The sequence below is a fragment of the Oscillibacter sp. KLE 1745 genome, from assembly GCF_000469445.2.
Taxonomy (GTDB): Bacteria; Bacillota; Clostridia; order Oscillospirales; family Oscillospiraceae; genus Oscillibacter; species Oscillibacter welbionis.
On record NZ_KI271655.1, the window covers coordinates 8,642 to 22,024 of the forward strand.

The window sequence follows — 13,383 nt, forward strand, 5'->3', positions numbered from 1 at the left end:
TCGTTGCCCGCTCCAGAGTGAAACAGGACACCCAGCTTTGGGTGTCCTGTTTTTTTGTGTAGGAGGCGAACTTGTCCCGCCAAGGTTTTGTCTTCGGCAAAATACTTGAACGGCGTAGTGGCGCCGCCGGTCTGTTGGGCCGGGATGATAGACGGCAAACGCGATACCCCGCTGAAGGCGTGCCGTTGACTTCCCGCTCCGGAGAGGATAGCATAACCGATGAGGGAGGTCGTATGCTGAAACTGTTTCTGGTGATGGCCCTGATGTTTCTGCCGCTGTCTGTACCTTACGGCATCCTCTGCTTTGCCGCAGCCCGCTGGGGCCTGCAGCGGAAGACTCTGCGTTTCCGGCGGGGTGTCAGAGTATGCCTTTTGATCGGACTAGCCCTTTTGGCTGCGGGGATGGCCTATGGACTGCTGCGGTACTGCGGCGTCTTGGTGTTTCCGGATGACGATCCCTCCTCCATTCACCTGTTCAACTCCAGCGGCGGCGATGAGGGGTTTCAGTACCTCTATATGTGCGGGACGGTGTTCCTGGGCATTCTGGCGGCCCTGCGGCAGGAGAGGGCGGCGCACCCCGCAGACCCGCAGAAGGCCGCAGATCAACACGCGTCCGACTGCTGAGACAAATAACGGATGAAGCCACCCACTGCAAAGGCAGCGGGTGGCTTGCGTTTTCCTGTTTACTTCTCCATCCCGCAGGGCCAGGCCTCCTGTGCGGCGGTCCGGTCCCGCACCACCGCCTCATACAGCCGCCAGCCGCCGGAGAGGTTATAGCATTTGAATCCCTGCTGGGCCAGAATGCGGCACGCGATATAGCTCCGCAGGCCGCTCTGGCAGATAACGTACACCGGCTTGCCTACCGGGACTTCCCGCAGCCGCTCCCGCAGGTCATCCACCGGGAGGTTAACAAAGCCCTCCGCGTGGCCGTCGGCGTACTCGCCGGGGGTCCGCACGTCCAGCAGCGTCACACTGCCGTCCCGGGGCAGGGCGTCCACATCCTCCGGGAAGAACTGCTCCACCAGCCCATGGGACAGGTTCTCGATCATAAAGCCTGCCATGTTCACCGGATCCTTGGCGGAGGAGTAGGGCGGCGCGTAGGCCAGATCCAGATCCTTCAGCTGGAGGGCGGAGAGTCCCGCATGGATGGCCGTGGCCAGCACGTCGATCCGCTTGTCCACACCCTCGTAACCCACGATCTGCGCGCCCAGCAGGCGGTATGTGCCCTTCTCGAACACCACCTTCAAGGTCATGACTTTGCCGCCGGGATAGTATCCGGCGTGACTCATGGGGGAGAGGTAGACCTTGTCGCAGTCGATGCCCGCCTGTTTTGCCGTCTTCTCATTGACGCCGGTGGTGGCGATGGTCATATCGAATACCTTGATGACGGAGCTGCCCTGGGAGCCGGGATACCGGCTGTCTCCGCCGCAGATGTTGTCCGCCGCGATGCGCCCCTGCTTGTTGGCGGGGCCCGCCAGGGAGAGGAGGGTGTCCTGCCCGGTGACGAAGTGCTTCACCTGTACCGCATCCCCCACAGCGTAGATGTCCGGCGCGGAGGTCTCCATCCGGTCGTTCACCAGGATGCTGCCCTTGATCCCCAGCTCCAGCCCGGCCGCCTTGGCGAGGCCGGTGTCCGGCGTGACGCCGATGGCCAGCACCACCATGTCGGCGGTGAGGGGCGCCTCGTTCTTCAGCAGCACATTGACCCGGTCACCGTTGGCGGCAAAGCCCTCCACAGTGCAGCCCAGATGCAGCCGCACCCCTTTTTGCCGCAGCTTGGCGTGGAGGAAGGCGGCCATGTCCGCGTCCAGGGGATTCAGCAGCTGGCGGGGCCGCTGGACCACGGTGACGTCGATGCCCAGCTCCCGCAGGTTTTCCATCAGCTCCACGCCGATGAAGCCGCCGCCGGCCAGCACCGCGGACCGGGGATGGTGCTGTTCGATGAATTCCCGGATCTTCAGGGTGTCCTCTACCGTGCGGAGGGTGAACAGGCGGTCGATCCCTACGCCGGGCAGCGCCGGCTGGGTGGGCCGGGCACCGGGGGAGAGGACCAGTTTGTCATAGGATTCGGTAAAGGTCTCGCCGGTGGCGAGATTCCGCACGTCCACGGTCTTCTCTGCCGGGTGGATGGCCGTGACTTCGTGGCGCACCCGCATGTCCACCCGGAAGCGCCGCCAGAAGCTCTCCGGCGTCTGGAGCGTCAGCTCCTCTTTGTCGGTGATGACGCCGCCGATGTAATAGGGCAGACCACAGTTGGCGTAGGATACATATCCGGACCGCTCAAATACCACGATTTCCGCGGTCTCGTCCAGCCGGCGGAGCCGGGCCGCGGCGGTGGCGCCTCCGGCCACGCCGCCTACAATGATGACTTTCATCTCACTTGACCACCTTTCCACGATAGTTGCAGATGCCGCCCAGATCCGTCACATCAGTATACCCCATGCGCCGCAGCAGGCCGGCCGCCTGACGGCTCCTGACGCCGCTGAGACAGTAGACGAAGAGGGGCGTCTCCCGGGCAGGGGGCAGAAGCTCTGTCTGCCCCAACGTCTGCAGCGGCAGATTCCGGCTCTCCGGAATATGACCGTCCGCATATTCCTCCTGTGTGCGCACGTCCAGCAGCAGGGCGTTCGGCGTGGCGGCAAACCGCTCCAGCCCCTGTCCCAGGTCCGGCCGCTGCAGAAATCCAAAGAATCCCATCATACGCATCCTTTCTGTCCGCGCCGCTGCTGCGGCGAGGCTCCCGGCACCGGGAGCCGGGCCGTCCGGCGGCTCTTTTAAAAAGAGTATACCACACGCCGACCGGGATTTCTGTGACAAAAGCACAGAAGTGTCCGGCGCTTGCAATCCCGTCTGGGTGGTATATAATGAATAACAATACAGACCGGGGCCTGCGGGGGACCGGACAGGAGGCGTGCGGATGGAGTTTTTCTGGGAGATGCTGTCCCTGCAGGAGACGATGTTCCTTCTGATCCTGACGGGCGTACTCATCAAAAAGCTGAAGATCATCGACGCGGCGGGGCGGAAGATGCTCTCCGACCTGCTGATCGATGTGATCCTGCCCTGCAATATCGTCGAGTCCTTTTTAGGCGGGATGGTGTTCCCAGACGGCTTCGCCCGGAACTGCCTGCTGGCGGTTGGACTTTCCGCAGTCATCCAGCTGATGTCCATATACGGCAGCAAGCTGCTCTTCCGAAAGTACCCTCGGGAGCAGAGGAGCGTTCTCTCCTACGGCATCATCTGTTCCAACTCCAGCTTTGTGGGGTTGCCGGTGGCCCGCCTGCTGTTCGGGGATCTGGGCGTGATCTACACGTCCATGTTCCAGATCCCGCTCCGCTTCACCATGTGGACGGCGGGGCTGTCCCTCTTCACCAGCGTCAGCAGGAAGGACGCCTTCCGCAAGCTGGTCCGCCACCCCTGCATCATCGCCGTTTTCGCGGGGCTGCTCCTGATGGCCGCTCCGGTGTCCCTGCCGGGCTTCCTGGACAGCGCCGTCGCCTCGGTCAGCAGCTGCACCGTCCCGGTCTCCATGTTCGTCATCGGGACAATCCTGGCGGACGCCCCCATCCGCTCCATGTTCTCAAAGCCTGTTCTGTGGTACACCTGCCTGCGGCTGGTCCTGTACCCGCTTCTGCTGTGCGTACTGCTCAAACCGCTCCACCTGGACACGACGCTGACCAATGTCTGCATCCTGATGACGGGGATGCCCGCCGGCAGCACGGGCTCTATTCTGGCGGACAAGTATGACTGCGACGCCGTCTTTGCCTCGCAGATCGCGTTTGCCTCCACCCTGTGTTCGATCCTGACGATCCCGCTCCTGACTCTGGTAATGGAGTCGTTTCCCCTTTGAGGGAGCCTGCACCTTTGCGGGCCCTGCCGCTGCGGGACGGCGGGATCCAAAAAACAGACTGCATGAGCAGTCTGTTTTTTGCTGGGTCAGGGCTCTTTCGGGACCGCCCCGCAAAGGCCGCCAAAGCAGGCGGCTTGACGCTGAGGGAGGGCTACCCCTGTTTTTGGGCCTTATACGCCTCGCCCCAGTTCCTCATGGCGTCCAGAATGGGTTTCAGGCTGTACCCCAGGTCGGTCAGCGTGTATTCCACGCGGGGCGGGACCTCCGGATAGACCGTACGGGTCAGCAGGCCGCTCCGCTCCATCTCCCGGAGCTGGGCCGTCAGCACTTTCTGGCTGACCGAGCCGATGGACTTCTTCAATTCTCCAAAACGCTTTGTCCCCGGCATCAGATCCCGGAGAATGAGCACCTTCCACTTGTCACTGATCAGCGTCAGCGTGGTTTCTACCGGACAGGCCGGAAGTTCTTTTGCCGCGGCTGCCATCTGCAGGTCCCTCCTGTATACCGATCACTTCAAATCCTCTGATATCATCCATATTTTATGGTACCTGCAGAGCGATTGTCAAGCTCCCATGGGGCGGCGATGAGAAATTTCGCCCCGTGGAAAGCCCCGCAGCCCATTGGTTACCTCCCGGTGCCTATGTCACAGCATTGTGCGTACTTTACGAGTGGTGAATCCCGCCGTACAATAGAAAGCAAGGGGTGAAGCAGCCTGCGCTTTCCCGCAGAAGGGGACGCCCTCTGTAAGCACCTGGGAGAGCGCTCTGCGCAGGCTTCCGCTCTGGCATTTCCGGTATCAGACCGTACAATGAATCTTTCCTTTGGAGGAGACCCATGGATCGCAGGGAACAGGTACAATATTTGAATCAAGCCCTCCTGGCGGAAATGCCCCAGTACCGGGAGCAGGCGGAATCATTTCCGGCGGATGAGATCTCGCAGCGGCGGCTGCTCCGCTCTCTGATGAATGTCCGGCCGCCCATGCCCCTAGCCCCTGAATTTTTGGAAGTCCAGGATGCCCTCCTGTCCACCGAGCGGGAGGAAAAGGGCGTGGTGGACGGGGATGCCCTGCCGCCCACTGCAGGAGATCCCCGCCTGATCCTTTGGCAGGGGGACATCACCCGGCTGCGGGCGGACGCCATTGTGGATGCGGACAACTCCGCCCTGCTGGGGTGCTTCGCTCCCTGCCACGGCTGCATCGACAACGCCATCCACTCGGCGGCGGGGCTCCAGCTCCGGGACGCGTGCGCAGAAATCATGCGGGCCCAGGGGCATCCTGAGCCCGCCGGCCGGGCCAAGCTGACATGTGCCTATAACCTGCCGGCCCGGTATGTGCTCCACACCGTAGGGCCCATCGTGGGCAGATGGGTGACCTGGAAGGACCGGCGGGAGCTGGCCGCCTGCTACCGCTCCTGCCTGGCGCTAGCCGCGGAGCATGGTCTCCGCAGTGTGGCCTTCTGCTGCATCTCCACCGGGGAGTTCCACTTTCCAAACCAGGAGGCCGCCGAGATCGCCGTGAGAACGGTCCGGGAATTTCTGGAGCAGCAGACAACTTCCGTAGAAAGGGTGATCTTCAATGTTTTCAAAGACCTGGACGCAGCCATCTACCGCCGTCTCCTCGGACCCGATTGAGCAGCTGAAGGGGGCCCTGGCCTCTGCGGACGCAGTGGTGGTCGGGGCGGGGGCGGGTCTGTCCGCCTCTGCGGGGATGACCTACTCCGGCGAACGGTTCCGGCGGTATTTCAGCGACTTTCAGTCCAGGTACGACATCCAGGACATGTACTCCGGCGGATTCTATCCCTTTGAAAGCCTGGAGGAGTACTGGGCCTGGTGGAGCCGGCAGATCCTGGTAAACCGCTATGAAAAGGCGCCGAAGCCTGTATATGGCGATCTGCTGAAGCTGATAAAGGACAAGGACTACTTTGTCCTGACCACCAATGTGGACCACCAGTTCCAGCTGGCGGGCTTCGACAAGCAGCGGCTGTTCTACACCCAGGGGGACTATGGCCTGTGGCAGTGCTCCAAGCCCTGCCATCAGGAGACCTATGACAACGAGGAGACCGTCCGCAAAATGTTTGCAGAACAGAGGGACATGCGGATCCCCACGGAGCTGGTGCCACGCTGCCCCAGGTGCGGCCGTCCCATGGCCATGAACCTGCGGTGCGACGATACCTTCGTCCAGGATGCGGGCTGGTATGCCGCCGCCCGGCGGTACGAGGACTTCCTACGGCGGCACAGGGGACGGCGGCTGCTGTTCCTGGAGCTGGGGGTGGGCGGCAACACCCCGGGCATCATCAAGTATCCCTTCTGGAAGATGACCCTGGAGAACCGGAGCGCTGCCTATGCCTGTATCAATCAGAAGGAGTCCTATATTCCCCCGGAGATTCGGGGGCGGTCTGTCTGCATCCCTGCGGACATCGGACATATTCTGAAACGACTCACCCTGCTGGAGCACTGAGACCTTCCCCCACCCGGGGAGGCGCATTGAAATCCCTGCTTGCCGGTGATCCCTGTGTAAATGGGACAGAGGTGCGGAAGACTCGGTGGGGTCTCCACGGGAAAATGGACTACCATCCCCAAATGCCTGCCGGCAGCTGAAACGGCTTGCGTCAAAGCCGCGTTTGCAACGGTATTGACAAGAACACACAGCTTGCGGGATCACGTTGCCGCCCAATCCTTCGCTGCGGTCCGATGTTTTCACAGCTCACGGCAGTTCTCAGGGATATGAAAAAGGCCTCCGGCAAGATGCCGGAGGCCCTTGTTTTTTAGCGATGGAGGGTTTTCCAGGCGGCTTCGGCCTTCCGGTGCTCCGCATACAACCGGTACCGGAACGGATAGTCCGGGCTTGCAGAACAGCTGGACTGTACCGGCGAACCGATCCACGCAGCTCGCTGCCCTGCCGTATGGGAACCCCGACCGCAGTTTTAAATCCCAATACTCATCAGGATCTGTGCAGCAAGCCACAGCAGCAGCGCGGACACCACAGCCATGCTCCTGGGGTACTTGCCCGCGGCGCCGGAGGAGATCCGGTCCAGGATGGAGTGGAGCAGCACCTCACAGATCAGGAACACAGCGCCGCCCAGGATCCCGACCCGCAGCACGTCCAGCACCGTCGGCACACTGCCGGCGCACAGAGAGAGCACGCCGAACGCCACAGTGCCCACGATCAGCGAGGTTGCCCAGAACCGGTGGTTCTCCCCAAAGAGGATCACCTCCAGGACCAGCGCGAGGAGAGAGAGGGCCGCCAGCGTGGGAATGTCCAGCGCGGGCAGGATGATGTTGGGGACCAGCGCCGCTGCAATCTGGGCGGCAAGACCCGCTGCCAGCAAGGTCACGGAAAGGCAGATGGACGCCGTGCACAGCGGCGATACAATGATCTTTTTCAAACAGCATCAACCTCCCCACTCTGTCGCAGACGTGCTGACATCTGCACCGGTGACATACGCGCAGGCGGAACTGACGCCACGGGCAACCGCCCGCGAGGTGACGGTGGCGCCGGTGATCGCGTCCACACCACCGCCCACCTCCGCCTCTCCGGAGGTGCCGACGAACTGTACCAGAAAATCAATGTCCGTCAATGCGTTCCGGCCCAGGCCGAAGGTCTCCTCCATGTCCCGGACCACCAAACCTGTTACATGGCCATTGCTGTCCACACCGGTCCACTGGCGGATGGGGCCGGCATAGCCGTCCACAGTGGTCTCTATGATCCAGCCGCCTTCCCCTTTCCAGACGGCCGTAATATTGGCATCGGTCCCCGTGTCCTCTTCCGGGGTGAAGACCGTGCTTCCGGGAAGCAGGGTCTCCATCATCTCCTGTTGCTCCGCTGCGGCGTTTGCGGCCGCGGCGGGAGCCACGGCATTCCCAGCCACTACCAGGATCAGGCCGGCAAGCAGCAGGGAACCGGCACTGACAAGCAGCTCTTTTGCCTTCATCGAAGGCCTCCTTTCCGTTGCGGCGCGCCGAACAGGCGGGTGGGCGTGAAGCGCTCCAGCAGCCAGGACGCGGCATTCATCAGTAAAATCGCGTAGGTGACGCCCTCCGGGTAGAGACCGACGGAGCGGAAGAGCACGGTCAGCACGCCGCAGCCGATCCCATAGAGCACCTGCCCGCCAGGTGTGGCGGGGGAGGTGGCATAGTCCGAGGCCATGAAGAGGGCCCCCAGCAGGACCCCGCCGCCCAGAAGACTGTACAGCATCCACCGAAGCGGTTCCATCGGTGCGAAGGCGAAGCTCAGGACCGCCATCGTTCCGAGATAGCTGAGGGGGATCCGCAGCTTGATGACCCCGCGGACCACCAGATATCCGCCCCCGATCAGCAGCGCCAGCGCGGAGACCTCACCGATACACCCACCGATGCTGCCCAGGAACATCTCCGAAAGCGGGACGTCCGGCAGCGCGGGCATCACCATGCTGTGGAGGGGCGTGGCGGCTGTGACCACGTCTGCGGAGCCCAGGTCCAGGGGAACGGATGCCCCAGGGGCCGCGAAACGGGTCATGGACGCGGGAAACAGCAACAGCAGCAGGGCGCGGGCCGCCAGCGCGGGATTGAAAATGTTCTGGCCCAGGCCACCGAAGGCAGCCTTCACTACAATGACGGCAAACACCGCACCCACCGCCGCCATCCAATAGGGCACGGTGGCCGGGAGCGTCAGCGCCAGCAGCAGCCCCGTGACGGCGGCCGAGAGATCTTCCACGGTCTGGTACCGGCCGGTAAGCTTGCTCCAGAGCGCCTCGGCCAATCCTGCGGCCGCAATGGATACCGCCGCAAGCAGCAGGCAGCGGAGCCCGAAGAAGATCGTTCCCGCCAGGAGGGTGGGCAGCAGCGCGATCAAAACGTCCAGCATGATCCGCCGGGTGTTGTCGCCGCAGCGGATATGCGGGGATGAAGACATGGCAAACCTCATGATGGTTCCTCCCTTACCCGCTGTTTTCCCTCCCGGATCGCCGCCACGATGGGCAGCTTCCCCGGGCAAGTGTAGGCGCAGCAGCCGCACTCCACGCAGTCCAGAATGCTGTATTGCCGAAGCATTCCCACATCCCGGCAGCGGGAGAAGCGATAGAGGTACAGCGGCTGGAGCCCCATCGGGCAGACGGACACGCACCTGCCGCAGCGGATGCAGGAGGGGTGGGGAGACTCCAGGTCATCGGCGTTGGTCAGCGCCACAATGGCGTTGGTGCCCTTGATTACCGGCGTGGAGAGATCCGCCTGGGAACGGCCCATCATGGGGCCTCCGGCGATGACCTTCCACACATCCCCCTGCAGGCCGCCCGCCGCCTCGATGGCGTGGGCGAAAGGCGTCCCGATGGGGACGATCAGGTTTTTCGGCTCCTTGATCCCGTGGCCGGTGATCGTGACGATCCGGCGGAGGATGGGCTCCCCGTCCGCCACGGCCCGGCATACGCTGGCGCAGGTGGCGATGTTGAAGACCGCACACCCCACATCCTTGGGAAATCCGCCGGAGGGGACCTGGCGGCCGGTGACTGCCTGGATGAGCTGCTTCTCCGCCCCCTGGGGGTAGCGGGTGGGCAGCACGACCAGTTCCACCTCGTCCTGCTGCTTCAGCTTGTCCGTCAGGATCGAAACGGCCCGCTCCTTGTTGTCCTCAATGGCGATCACTGTCCGCCGGGGCTTCAGCAGCTGCCGCAGCAGCCGCAGTCCGCGAATCGCCCGGTCCGCATCCGTGCAGAGTAGGGCGTCATCCGCCGTGATATAGGGCTCACACTCACAGGCGTTGGCGATCAGGGTCTCCACCTTCCCGATGTTCGCCTTGATATCGGTGGGGAACGTGGCACCGCCCATGCCCACCAGCCCGGCCTCTCGAATGCGGCGGATCAAGGCGTCGGCGTCCAGGGCATCCGTGTCGGCGCAGGGCGGGACCGCGCTGTGGTAGGTGTTCTGAAAGTCGTTCTCGATCACCACAGCCAGATGGGGCTGGCCGCTGGGGTGGCTCCGGGGCTCCACGGCCTTCACAGTGCCTGACACCGAGGCGTGAACAGGGACGCACAGTCCCTCGCCGTCACCGATCTTCTGCCCCATGTCCACATGGTCCCCGGCCTTTACCAGGGGCGTGCAGGGCTTTCCGATATGCTGGAGCAGCGGAATGACCACCTCCCGCGGCGGCGGGCAGTCCTCCAGCGGTGCTCCGCTGGACAGCTCCTTGCGCCCCGCGGGGTGGACGCCACCCCAGAAGGTTTGCTTTCGCAGCATATGATCTCACCTCTCCTCATGTTCCGTTTATGAATGAAAATAGGCGTCACAGCCCCCCGTCCAGGAGGCGGAGCCGTCTGCGTAGACCCACAACGCCTCTGCGCCATACGTCTCCAGCAGGATCCGGCCGCTCTCCTCATCCATGATGAATGCCGCCGTGGAGAGGGCGTCTGCCAGCCCCGAGTCCGCGCAGATGACCGTCACGGACCGGTAATGCCGGGCGGGCCAGCCGGTATCCGGGTCTATGATATGGTGGTAGGCGACGCCGTCCACCGTGTAATACCGTTGATAGTCCCCGCTGGTGACCACTGCGCCGCTGGTGATATCCAGGCGCTGGACATACTCCGTGTCGTCCCCATCAGGGTTCTGGACGCCGATCACCCAGGGGCTGCCGTCGGGTTTGGGGCCCGTGACGCAGACGTTGCCGCCCAAACTCAGCACCATGCCCGTCGGCAGTGCGGCGGCCACGGCACCGGCGGCGTACCCCTTGGCGACAGCCCCCACGTCCAGGCGCTGTGCCGGGTCCGTCAGATACACCGTGGAGGCCGCTTCATCCAGCACGACATTGTCAAAGGAGGTATGCTCCAACGCGGCCTGGATAGCATCCTCCTCTGGGAGATAGGCATGCTCCGGGTCGTTGACGGACGCCTCACGGGCCTCGTGCCACAGCAGAAGGGCGCTCCCCATGGCGGCATTCACCTTGCCGCCGCTGTCCGCATACAGGTCCCGGCACAGGAGCAGCAGGTCCAGGATCCGCGCATCCACCGTCACCGGGGCGATCCCCGCCTGGTCATTGACGGTCTTGAGGTTATGGATCCCCTCATAGTCGTTGTAAATGTCGTAGAGCTGGTGGTATTCCAGCAGCAGATCGTGAGCCATCTCCGCCGTCTCTGTAAAGTCCTCCTGGCTCTCCGCATAGCCCATGACCGTGGTCACTGTATCGAACACGTCCAGAAAGGTCGCCTGATATTGCTTGGGCCTCGTCTCCACCTCCTCCGGAGCGGCGCAGGCGGTCAGAAGGAGGCAGGGGAGCAGCAGGGACAGCAGCCGGAGCCTCACCGGAGTTTTTCCAGCAGGGCCTGGAAGCCGCCGATGGAGATGGTGACGCTGGAGGCCAGGTCCGCCTCTGCGGGCTTGGTGGCCTCATCCACCGCGATGCCCGCCACCTCGTCCAGGGTCTTGCCGGTGACATAGGCGGCAAAGGCCGCCGCCTGTTCATTCCACTCCTTGCCGATGCTGCTGACGGCGCCCATGCCGTAGTCCGCTCCCCGGTCATTCTTGCTGGGCACCGGGGCGGAGAGATCCGTGAGGAGCTGTCCCTGGCCGTCAAAGCTGACCTGGGCCTGCACGGCGTCGATCACGCAGGAGGTGATGGCATCTCCGTTCATGGTCACGGCGGCGATGTTCACATTGGTCTCCACCATGCCGGCGGCGCCCTCTGGTGCATTGCCGGCGGCCATGGAATTGCTGGTCACCAGCCGCAGCTCATCTCCGGCCTGAGCGCCCAGTGGCTGGGCGCGGTCCACCGCCTCCGCGATGGCGTTCTGGAAGCCGCCGATGGAGATGGTGACGCTGGAGGCCAGGTCCGCCTCTGCGGGCTTGGTGGCCTCATCCACGGCAATGCCCAGCACCTCATCGGCCGTCTTGCCCACTACATAGTCCGCCAGAGCCTGGGCCTGCTCGTTCCACTCTTTTCCGATGCCGCTGATGCTGCCCATGCCGTAATCAGCGCCCAGTTCATTTTTGCTGGGCACCGGGACGGTGAGATCCGTGAGGAGCTGGCCCTGGCTGTCAAAATTTGCCTTTGCCTGTACGGCGTCGATCACGCAGTCAGTGATGACGCCCGTCTCATCCACGGTGACGGCGACGATCGTCACATCCGTTTGGATCAGACCGTCCTCCTCTCCCGCACTGGCGCTGGAGGATAGGGAGCCCACCGCATAGAGGCCGGTGCGGAGGCTGCCCTGGCTGTCATGGGACGAACCTTCCTCCGCATCCGCGGAACTCTGGAGAACATCCGCTGTCGTGGCGGGCCGGCCGCTGCAGCCGACAGTTGTGAAAAGAGCTGCTGCGACTAAAATCGCTGTTAAAAATTTTTTCATCCGATTTTCCTCCGATCCTGGGATTGATGCGGCGTAGAGATGAGCTCCCAGAAATGAGCATAGTACTTCTGATTTGTTACTTTTTTATCATATCAAAAAAGCGTGTATCCTGTAAAGTATTTTCAACGAATTCTATAAAAAGTGGAAAAGATATCCGAATTCTTGGAAAGAAGCTGTGAAAATTGAAAGCCTTTCACAAAAGAAACCGTCAAGAAACAATCGCTCCACTCAAAAGGAAAAAGCATTCCGCGTTTTCGGGGGCTTTTCCGGCTTTGTCGCTGTCCGGTGCGGCGATTTTCTGCAATAGAACCGGGAAAAACGATTCAAATTTCTGCGGTATGATATTGCCATTGCCTTTGCGGCGCAACATCCGCCGGGCCTTGACAGTATGTTTCTTATGGGAATCAAGGGCTCCCGAAGCGAGCTGCCGGGACTCGGAGTGGTCATCAAAGAATGGGACGCCATCACCATGGCGAACCCCAGTAGTGTTCGCATGGAAATCAACGAGGCAAAGAGAGGTGGCGTCTTCGATTCCCGCAATGGGATGATACTGAAAATATACAGCCTCATTGATGTCGGCGAACATGCCGGCAGTGGCATCGCAATATCTTTCACGTATGGCGCCTGTAATCACAGAGCGGTTTGAGCCGGAGGGGACTCTGCTGGAGCTCTTCCTTAAGAAAAACAGCGATAAGTGTAAGGGTGGAAGAGACCATCATGACATACCTGGCCGATCATTCCGAAGCAAAGCATCGGAAATTGCAGAGTCTATTGGCCTGAAGCCGTCCTGTACAAGAGATTATCTGAATGATCTGATTTCAGGGGGCCATCGTGACCAGGGGCGGGAATCGAAGCTATCAGCTAAAAATGGGACAGTTTAGAGAATATCATCGGAAATGAGACCCTGACAGAAAAAGAGAAGTATTTTTAGAACGACAGCGGTATGGAATTCCATGCCGCTGTTCCGGAAGGAATACAGACATGCACTATCTGAGCCGTTTGAGATGGTATTGAAAGATAGAACCTTTGCGGAATCAAGAACTTGCGTATACGTTTTTCTACATACCGACTTCCGGTACGGCCTCTGGTATCATGTTCGCCGTAAAACGGGAGGAGGCGCGTCCCTTCATAGAAAAACTGGCAGATCCGCGTATAGCTTTTTGGAACTGGAGGAAATCTTACAATTACGGCACTAAAATAACAAGGCCCACAGCGGCAGCTGCCGCTGTGG

General features: G+C 61.8%; 14 protein-coding genes. 4 read left to right on the forward strand and 10 right to left on the reverse strand.

The annotated features are described in order from the left end of the window. Positions 1-233: 233 nt before the first annotated feature. The gene (locus tag HMPREF1546_RS00895; protein WP_021747735.1) at positions 234-623 is read left to right on the forward strand and encodes a hypothetical protein; all 390 of its coding nucleotides are present in this window, start codon (positions 234-236) and stop codon (positions 621-623) included. A 59-nt stretch (positions 624-682) separates the two neighbouring features. Here HMPREF1546_RS00895 and HMPREF1546_RS00900 read toward each other — a convergent pair whose 3' ends face one another. After that, on the reverse strand, positions 683-2,374 hold the full coding sequence (locus HMPREF1546_RS00900; RefSeq protein ID WP_021747736.1) for an FAD-dependent oxidoreductase: 1,692 nt from the start codon (positions 2,372-2,374) through the stop codon (positions 683-685). Between the two features lies 1 nt (position 2,375). Beyond that, positions 2,376-2,696, reverse strand: a complete 321-nt coding sequence (locus HMPREF1546_RS00905) for a rhodanese-like domain-containing protein (protein ID WP_036629468.1) — start codon at positions 2,694-2,696, stop codon at positions 2,376-2,378. A gap of 220 nt (positions 2,697-2,916) precedes the next feature. On the opposite strand from HMPREF1546_RS00905, the gene HMPREF1546_RS00910 reads away from it, so the two are divergent. After that, on the forward strand, positions 2,917-3,846 hold the full coding sequence (locus HMPREF1546_RS00910) for an AEC family transporter (RefSeq protein ID WP_021747738.1): 930 nt from the start codon (positions 2,917-2,919) through the stop codon (positions 3,844-3,846). A 151-nt stretch (positions 3,847-3,997) separates the two neighbouring features. On the opposite strand, the gene HMPREF1546_RS00915 is transcribed toward HMPREF1546_RS00910, so the two are convergent. Further along, positions 3,998-4,330 carry a helix-turn-helix domain-containing protein gene (locus HMPREF1546_RS00915; RefSeq protein ID WP_021747739.1) on the reverse strand — a complete coding sequence of 111 codons (333 nt, stop codon included), beginning with the start codon at positions 4,328-4,330 and terminating at the stop codon, positions 3,998-4,000. A 350-nt stretch (positions 4,331-4,680) separates the two neighbouring features. On the opposite strand from HMPREF1546_RS00915, the gene HMPREF1546_RS00920 reads away from it, so the two are divergent. After that, the gene (locus tag HMPREF1546_RS00920; RefSeq protein ID WP_021747740.1) at positions 4,681-5,475 is read left to right on the forward strand and encodes a protein-ADP-ribose hydrolase; all 795 of its coding nucleotides are present in this window, start codon (positions 4,681-4,683) and stop codon (positions 5,473-5,475) included. Beyond that, positions 5,420-6,301 (forward strand): hypothetical protein, encoded by an 882-nt coding sequence (locus HMPREF1546_RS00925; RefSeq protein WP_021747741.1) that lies wholly within the window; start codon positions 5,420-5,422, stop codon positions 6,299-6,301. Before HMPREF1546_RS00920 ends, HMPREF1546_RS00925 begins: the two co-directional genes overlap by 56 nt. A 466-nt stretch (positions 6,302-6,767) precedes the next feature. Here the strand turns inward: HMPREF1546_RS00925 and HMPREF1546_RS00930 are convergent, their stop codons facing one another. The 7 genes from HMPREF1546_RS00930 to HMPREF1546_RS00960 form a co-directional block, all read right to left on the reverse strand. Further along, positions 6,768-7,229: a hypothetical protein gene (locus tag HMPREF1546_RS00930; protein WP_021747743.1), complete on the reverse strand. Its 462-nt coding sequence runs from the start codon at positions 7,227-7,229 to the stop codon at positions 6,768-6,770. A 6-nt stretch (positions 7,230-7,235) separates the two neighbouring features. Then, positions 7,236-7,775, reverse strand: coding sequence for an FMN-binding protein (locus tag HMPREF1546_RS00935; protein WP_021751592.1), 540 nt, complete (start codon positions 7,773-7,775; stop codon positions 7,236-7,238). Further along, complete coding sequence (locus HMPREF1546_RS00940) at positions 7,772-8,746, reverse strand: RnfABCDGE type electron transport complex subunit D (protein WP_021747745.1); 975 nt, start codon at positions 8,744-8,746, stop codon at positions 7,772-7,774. The genes HMPREF1546_RS00935 and HMPREF1546_RS00940 overlap by 4 nt, the downstream gene beginning before the upstream one ends. Continuing rightward, positions 8,743-10,050: an electron transport complex subunit RsxC gene (rsxC, locus tag HMPREF1546_RS00945; RefSeq protein ID WP_021747746.1), complete on the reverse strand. Its 1,308-nt coding sequence runs from the start codon at positions 10,048-10,050 to the stop codon at positions 8,743-8,745. Before rsxC ends, HMPREF1546_RS00940 begins: the two co-directional genes overlap by 4 nt. A 27-nt stretch (positions 10,051-10,077) precedes the next feature. Beyond that, the gene (locus HMPREF1546_RS00950; protein ID WP_021747747.1) at positions 10,078-11,109 is read right to left on the reverse strand and encodes an FAD:protein FMN transferase; all 1,032 of its coding nucleotides are present in this window, start codon (positions 11,107-11,109) and stop codon (positions 10,078-10,080) included. Next, positions 11,106-12,152, reverse strand: coding sequence for a hypothetical protein (locus HMPREF1546_RS00955; RefSeq protein WP_021747748.1), 1,047 nt, complete (start codon positions 12,150-12,152; stop codon positions 11,106-11,108). Before HMPREF1546_RS00955 ends, HMPREF1546_RS00950 begins: the two co-directional genes overlap by 4 nt. Positions 12,153-12,360: 208 nt before the next feature. After that, positions 12,361-12,738: a hypothetical protein gene (locus HMPREF1546_RS00960; protein WP_021747750.1), complete on the reverse strand. Its 378-nt coding sequence runs from the start codon at positions 12,736-12,738 to the stop codon at positions 12,361-12,363. Positions 12,739-13,383 lie beyond the last annotated feature (645 nt).

Bases quoted from the DNA above. Each gene is read 5' to 3' on its own strand.
- HMPREF1546_RS00895 (WP_021747735.1), top strand. From the start codon at position 234: ATGCTGAAACTGTTTCTGGTGATGGCCCTGATGTTTCTGCCGCTGTCT.
- HMPREF1546_RS00900 (WP_021747736.1), bottom strand. From the start codon at position 2,374: ATGAAAGTCATCATTGTAGGCGGCGTGGCCGGAGGCGCCACCGCCGCG.
- HMPREF1546_RS00905 (WP_036629468.1), bottom strand. From the start codon at position 2,696: ATGGGATTCTTTGGATTTCTGCAGCGGCCGGACCTGGGACAGGGGCTG.
- HMPREF1546_RS00910 (WP_021747738.1), top strand. From the start codon at position 2,917: ATGGAGTTTTTCTGGGAGATGCTGTCCCTGCAGGAGACGATGTTCCTT.
- HMPREF1546_RS00915 (WP_021747739.1), bottom strand. From the start codon at position 4,330: ATGGCAGCCGCGGCAAAAGAACTTCCGGCCTGTCCGGTAGAAACCACG.
- HMPREF1546_RS00920 (WP_021747740.1), top strand. From the start codon at position 4,681: ATGGATCGCAGGGAACAGGTACAATATTTGAATCAAGCCCTCCTGGCG.
- HMPREF1546_RS00925 (WP_021747741.1), top strand. From the start codon at position 5,420: ATGTTTTCAAAGACCTGGACGCAGCCATCTACCGCCGTCTCCTCGGAC.
- HMPREF1546_RS00935 (WP_021751592.1), bottom strand. From the start codon at position 7,775: ATGAAGGCAAAAGAGCTGCTTGTCAGTGCCGGTTCCCTGCTGCTTGCC.
- HMPREF1546_RS00940 (WP_021747745.1), bottom strand. From the start codon at position 8,746: ATGAGGTTTGCCATGTCTTCATCCCCGCATATCCGCTGCGGCGACAAC.
- rsxC (WP_021747746.1), bottom strand. From the start codon at position 10,050: ATGCTGCGAAAGCAAACCTTCTGGGGTGGCGTCCACCCCGCGGGGCGC.
- HMPREF1546_RS00955 (WP_021747748.1), bottom strand. From the start codon at position 12,152: ATGAAAAAATTTTTAACAGCGATTTTAGTCGCAGCAGCTCTTTTCACA.
- HMPREF1546_RS00960 (WP_021747750.1), bottom strand. From the start codon at position 12,738: ATGTTCGCCGACATCAATGAGGCTGTATATTTTCAGTATCATCCCATT.